The organism is Desulfocurvus sp. (genome assembly GCF_023230885.1).
GTDB lineage: Bacteria > Desulfobacterota > Desulfovibrionia > Desulfovibrionales > Desulfovibrionaceae > Desulfocurvus.
This window is the reverse complement of record NZ_JALNWM010000213.1, coordinates 1-5,818: the sequence shown is the minus strand read 5'-3', so window position 1 is coordinate 5,818 and position 5,818 is coordinate 1. Positions and strand designations below refer to the sequence as shown.

The window sequence follows — 5,818 nt, the reverse complement described above, 5'->3', positions numbered from 1 at the left end:
GTCCGGCGGAGCTGCATGCCGCACACCCGGCGCCCGGAAATGCGGGGCGCCAGGTGTGCGGCTTTTTTCGTGCCCAGTGTTTTCCACCGGCCACCAGGGCATTTTGCCGATGCCTGCGGCGATCAATAATGCAAATTCCAGTGATGCAATATGAATTGTGCGTTTTTTTTGTTTATTTTATTTGACTTTTATGGCGCGCCATAAGAATTAATATTGAGATAGTACAGAGAAGCAAGAGAACGGAAATTGCTTTTTCAGTGAGCATCAAACGGTGCGTGTCGGCATTTTTGATATTTTGTTTCCTGTGCTGATGGAGCAAGTCGGGACGGTGCGCAGCCTGCATCCCCGTGCAGGCGACAAATAAACGCCGAACGGAAAAGATGCAGTCCCGCGCACCGGAGTTGCGTCCGCCGCATCCGCGAAACACCAGGGGGCCTGGAGCATGAACGAGTTCACCGAAACCGACGACGCCCTGTTCTTCAGCGCGTTCACCTACGCGGCCATAGGCATGGCCATCGTCGCCCCGGACGGAACCTGGCTCAAGGTCAACAACGCCCTGTGCGCGATGATGGGCTACGCGCCGCAGCAGCTCATGGGCATGACCTTCCAGGACATCACCCACCCGGACGATCTCGGGGAGGACCTCAGGTTCGTGAATCAGCTGCTCGCGGGGGAGATCGACAGCTACCAGATGGAAAAGCGGTATCTTCACCGCGAGGGGCGCGTCATCCACGGGCTTCTCAGCGTTTCCCTGGTCAAGACCCCGCAGCGGACGCCGCGCTTTTTTATCTCGCAGATACAAGACATCACCCGGAAAAAGGAAATGGAGTCGGAGCTCGCCCGCATGGCCCGGGAGGACGAGCTGACCGGGGTCTTCAACAGGCGTTATTTCATGGAAATGGCAACGCGCGAGGTCATCCGGGGGCGGCGGTTCCGCGAACCCCAGGCCATCATGATGATCGATATCGACCACTTCAAGAAGATAAACGACACCTACGGGCACGAGGTCGGAGACCAGGTTCTGCGCGAAATGGCTCGGGGGTGCAGCGCGTCCCTGCGCGGCGTCGACGTGTTCGGCCGCCTGGGCGGCGAGGAGTTCGGCGCCCTGCTCCTGAACACGGATTCGGAAATCGCCGGGATGCTCGCCGAGCGCATGCGCAGGGGCATGGAAAGCCTGGCCGTGGAAACGCCGGCGGGAACCGTGCGGTTCACCGTCAGCATCGGCATGGCCACGTTCACGGAGCCCGACCTGTCGTTGGACGCGCTGTTGAAAAAGGCGGACGACGCCCTGTATGAGGCCAAGAAAACGGGGCGCAACAGGGTTGTGGCCGAGCGGGCGACGCCGGGGGCGAAACAGCCCGCCAGGGACGGCATGCGGACCTCGTTCGTGCGGCTGGAATGGAAAAAGGAATACGAGTCGGGCTGCCCCCTGGTGGACAGGCAGCACCAGAACCTGTTCCTGCTCGCCAACGACCTGCTCTCGGCCATCGTCTCCGGGCTGCCCGACGACCATGTGGACACCCAGGCCAAGGGGCTTGTGGCCGAGGTGGAGGCCCACTTCCGGGATGAGAGCGCGGCCTACCGCGCCGCCGGGTACCCGGGGGCGGACGCCCACAACAGGATACACCACGCGCTGGTCCAGGACATGCGCGCGACCCTCGAAAGGTTCAAGGGCGGGCGGGCCTCCGTGGCCGAGCTGTTCGAGCTGGTTGCCGTGAGGATCATCCGGGAGCACCTGCTTTCCGAAGACCGGAAGTTCTTCCCGTACATCCAGGCCGCGCAATCCTGCTAGGGCCGCCCCCGCGGGCGCGGGGACGCCGATCCCGGCGAACCCGAATGGGGAAAGGCATGCCGGGGCCTGCGCGCGGGGGAGGTCATGCGCGCCGCCCTGGCGCCCCCCGGGGTTATCTCCCGGGGCCTGCGCGCGGGGAGGTCATGCGCACCCCCTCCCGTCGGCCACGGCCGTGCCCGGCGGCCGTCCCGCAAGCGCGGGAGCGTCGTCCCGACTTCCTGCAACCGCGACGTGAACGAGAGAATTTCCCCGCGAGCGCGGGGGCGTCCGCTGTTGGCTCAGGCTGGTTGCCGCCCGGGGCAGGGCGCGCGTTTCCGGGCGCCTGCAACGGCGCGCCCCGCGGCCTTTGGGGCTGCGGGGCGTCCGTGTCGTCCCGGCGGGCGGGATGAATCAGTCGATTTTTTCGAAGAATTCCTTCTCCGCGCCGCACTTGGGGCAGACCCAGTCGTCGGGCAGGTCTTCCCAGGCGGTGCCGGGATGGATGCCGGTTTCCAGATCGCCCTCGGCGGGGTCGTAGATGTAGCCGCAAGGGCATTCCCAACGTTCCATGGCCATGATGCGTCTCCCTTGTTCGTGTTGCGGGGCCAGCCCTGGTTTTGTGCATAGCCTACCCCAACCGGGGGAAAAAGGGAACCGCGCGCGGGCGCGGAATGCGGGAAATTTCGATGCGGCCCCCTGATCCGGCGGCGGCGCGGACAGGGCGCGCCGCCCGCCGGGTCCCGGGGCTGGGCAGCTGGCGGCGGCAATGGAGGGCGGAGCCCAGCCCCGGCGCCGCAGCCCGGGCCAAACGCAACAGGCCCGGAAGACAGGCTGCCCTGCCGCAGCGGGCCGGGGGCGGGAACGGCCCGCGCCGCCGCGCCTTGCGGGACGGCGCTAGCCGAAGGGGCCGCCCGGGGCGGAGTCGGGGCCGCTGCCCGGGGCCACGGCGAAGCCGGGGATCTCCTGGTTGCGCCCGGGCTGGACATGGGCCAGGGCCCACAGGCTGTAGGTCGCCCGGTCGCGGCGCACGCGCACGGACCCGAAGCCCGCCGCCCTCAGGGCGCGGTGCAGCAGCACGTCGGTGAAGCCGCATTTGTGGAGCATGAACATGTTGCCGCCAGCCAGCAGGCGGTGGTGGCCGTAGAGGATGTCCAGGGCGGTCACGGGGCCCACGGGCGAGGTGTAGAGCGCCTTGGTGGCCTGGCCGGCGGCGATGATCTCCGCCGCGGTCTGCACGTCGGGCAGGGTGACCAGGGCCAGGCCGTCGTCCCGGAGCACGCGGCGGAATTCGGCCAGGGCCGCGGGGATTTCGTGGGGGAAGAGGTGCTCCAGGTTGTGCGAGGAGTAGACCGCGTCCATGCTGGCCGTGTCCACAATGCCCATGTCCGTGATGGAGGCCACGAAATCCGGGCGGGCGGCGGGGTTCAGGTCCAGGCGCAGTTCCTGCCAGCCCGGCGCGCGGAACATGGCGTGCAGGCGGCCCGGCTTCTGCACGCCGCAGCCCACATGCAGCACGGTCCTGGTGGCGGTGGTTTCGGTCATGATGCCTCCCTGGCGCTGGTGCGCGGCGCCGCGCGGGGCGGGCCGACGGGGGCAGGGTAGATGCACGGGCCGGGGCTGTCAACGAGCGGCCGGGCGGGAGGCCGGGGGCGGGGAAATCCGGCGCCCTCCGGCCCGGGGCTTTACCCGGCCCGGACCCTGGCCTATCCTCGGGCCGAGGAGAACAGCCCATGAGCCAGCCCAAAGACCGCGCCATGCACACCGCCGAGCATGTGCTCAACCAGACCATGGTCCGCCTGCTTGGCTGCGGACGCGCCTTCAGCACGCACATAAACCCCGGCAAATCCAAATGCGACTACCACATGGACGCGCCGCCGACTGCCGAACAGGCGCAGGCCGTGGAGGAAGGGGTCAACGCCGTGCTGGCGCGCCACCTGCCCGTGACCGAGGAATTCATGTCCCGCGAGGAGGCCGGGCGCCTCTTCGATCTCGCCCGGCTGCCTCCGGACGCGGGCCGGACCCTGCGCATCGTGCGCGTGGGCGACTATGACGCCTGCCCGTGCATTGGCGAGCATGTGGCCAACACGGCGGAGATCGGCACGTTCCGCCTGGTTTCCCACAGTTTTGAAAACGGCGTGCTGCGGGTGCGCTTCCGGCTGGGATAACCCGGCCCGGCCCTGGGGCGGGCGCGCGTCGTGCGCGGCTGTGCGCGTTGCCCGGGCTGTGGCGGCCGGGATGGAAAAGGGGTCTGCCCCCTGCGCGCGGCGCGTGCCGCCCAAGGTCGCCCCGGCGCCCGAGCCTGAGCCCGTCTGCCCCCTGCGCGCGGCGCGTGCCGGGGCGGCGGCTCGTTGCGCCCGCAATGGACCGTCCGGCCGCCCTGGGCTAGGGTGGTGATGGTCCTGGACCGGGGCCGCAGCCGTGACGCACCCCGCGAAGCGCCGCCCCCGGAAGGAAGGTGATCGAGATGAAGCTGTTGCGGAAACTGCGCGACCCCGTGAGCGGGTTGACGCACCTGGGCGGGGCGCTGCTGGCCGTGGCCGGGCTGGTGCTGCTGCTGGTGGAGTCGGCCTCCCCGGCCAAGCCCTGGCACCTGGTCACGTTTTCCGTATTCGGGGCCACGGCCATCGGCCTGTATGTGGCCAGCACCTGCTACCACCTGATCCCCTACGGCGAGAAGCGCACCGCGCGCCTGCGCAAGTGGGATCACATCATGATTTTTTTCCTCATCGCGGGCACATACACGCCCATCTGCCTCATCCCCCTGCGCGGGCCCTGGGGCTGGAGCCTGTTCGGCGTGGTCTGGGGGCTGGCCGTGGCGGGGCTGGTGCTCAAGCTGTTCTGGATGCAGGCCCCGCGCTGGCTGTCCACGGGCACCTATGTGCTCATGGGCTGGCTGGTGCTGGTGGGCGTGTATCCGCTGGTGCGGGCCATGCAGCCCGGGGCCCTGGCCTGGCTGCTGGCCGGGGGCCTGTTCTACACGGCGGGCGGGGTCATCTACGCCCTCAAGCGCCCCAATCCCTGGCCCGCCCGCTTCGGCTTCCACGAGATATTCCACATCCTGGTCATGCTCGGCACCTTCTCCCATTTCTGGGTCATGTACCGCTATGTGACGCGCATGGGCTGAGGCCGGGCGGCTGTTTCGCGCGGGGCGGGGGCGACGACGCCTCGCCCGCCCCGCGCGCAGCCGGGCGAGCGGACCGGCCGGAGCCACCTCCCGCCAAACCCAGGCTCCGCACGCCCAAGCCCCCCCTCGACCAGCCTCGTCCCACTGCGGGATGTCCCACGGGCAGCAGGCTCCGCACGCCCAAGCCCCCCCCTCGACCAGCCCAGGCTCCCGCCCCGCCCCCGCCAAGCCCCGGCTCCGGCCAAGCCTTCCCACCAGGACCGGGACGCGCGCAAGGCCCTGGTCCGCCGCCCGCGCGCAGGGCCGTACCGGCCGTGAAGTCCCGGAGGGCCCCCGGGCCGTTGGCAGCCCCCCGCCTTTCGGCGGGGGGCTGCTTTTTGGGGGGAGTGGCGGCGGAAGGTCCGCCCCGCGCCGATTCGCTCCGGCGGAGCCCGGTCCGGTTCCCGAAATGCGCCATTTTTGTCCCTCTTTTTCGCCAGTTTTCTTCTTTTTGTCGCAACGGCTCTTTTTCTTGACCATTTACCATGCTAGGCATAATACACTGGGGTTTAGCTTCCGAATAGTTGGTGGGGTGGATTTCCCGGAGAATATCGTCGATCCCGTCGGGGGCATCGACTTGCTGTTGCCGCCTGGGCGGCACCCCGGGAAAAGGAAGCGCTGCAACAAGGATGCAAGACGGCATCCGGCCACGTTGCATGCCCAAGCGAACAAACAAGTGCGTCCAAAACAAGGAGCGCCGGGAATGAAGAATCTGCCGGTCGGCGTAAAGATGGTTGGAGGATTCGTCCTCCTTTTGGTCATGGTCTGCGGCGGGCTGGGATATATAGCCTATGACCGCGCCTCCAGCGCTGCGCTCAGCCAGGTGCGCGTGAACATTCCCCGAATGGCCGCCGATGGGGCTCGGCTTGTGCGCAGCCGCCTGG

At 68.2% G+C, this 5,818-nt stretch carries 6 protein-coding genes; 4 read left to right on the top strand and 2 right to left on the bottom strand.

All coding sequences use genetic code 11. The features are described from left to right. Nucleotides 1-442: 442 nt before the first annotated feature. Nucleotides 443-1,792, top strand: coding sequence for a diguanylate cyclase (locus M0P34_RS13215; RefSeq protein ID WP_291499904.1), 1,350 nt, complete (start codon nt 443-445; stop codon nt 1,790-1,792). A gap of 390 nt (nt 1,793-2,182) precedes the next feature. Here M0P34_RS13215 and M0P34_RS13210 read toward each other — a convergent pair whose 3' ends face one another. Next, a complete protein-coding gene (locus M0P34_RS13210) occupies nt 2,183-2,341 on the bottom strand; it encodes a rubredoxin (RefSeq protein WP_291499908.1) in 159 nt (52 codons plus the stop codon). Between the two features lie 324 nt (nt 2,342-2,665). Further along, the gene (locus M0P34_RS13205; protein WP_291499903.1) at nt 2,666-3,313 is read right to left on the bottom strand and encodes a methyltransferase domain-containing protein; all 648 of its coding nucleotides are present in this window, start codon (nt 3,311-3,313) and stop codon (nt 2,666-2,668) included. Nucleotides 3,314-3,501: 188 nt separating this feature from the next. Between M0P34_RS13205 and M0P34_RS13200 the strand changes: the two genes are divergently transcribed. The 3 genes from M0P34_RS13200 to M0P34_RS13190 all read left to right on the top strand — a co-directional run. Further along, nucleotides 3,502-3,936: a hypothetical protein gene (locus M0P34_RS13200; RefSeq protein ID WP_291499900.1), complete on the top strand. Its 435-nt coding sequence runs from the start codon at nt 3,502-3,504 to the stop codon at nt 3,934-3,936. Nucleotides 3,937-4,241: 305 nt separating this feature from the next. Further along, complete coding sequence (locus M0P34_RS13195; protein ID WP_291499906.1) at nt 4,242-4,895, top strand: hemolysin III family protein; 654 nt, start codon at nt 4,242-4,244, stop codon at nt 4,893-4,895. Between the two features lie 742 nt (nt 4,896-5,637). After that, the coding region (locus tag M0P34_RS13190) for a hypothetical protein (protein ID WP_291499898.1) at nt 5,638-5,818 on the top strand (181 nt) is incomplete at its 3' end.

Bases quoted from the DNA above. Each gene is read 5' to 3' on its own strand.
- M0P34_RS13200 (WP_291499900.1), top strand. From the start codon at position 3,502: ATGAGCCAGCCCAAAGACCGCGCCATGCACACCGCCGAGCATGTGCTC.
- M0P34_RS13210 (WP_291499908.1), bottom strand. From the start codon at position 2,341: ATGGAACGTTGGGAATGCCCTTGCGGCTACATCTACGACCCCGCCGAG.
- M0P34_RS13205 (WP_291499903.1), bottom strand. From the start codon at position 3,313: ATGACCGAAACCACCGCCACCAGGACCGTGCTGCATGTGGGCTGCGGC.
- M0P34_RS13215 (WP_291499904.1), top strand. From the start codon at position 443: ATGAACGAGTTCACCGAAACCGACGACGCCCTGTTCTTCAGCGCGTTC.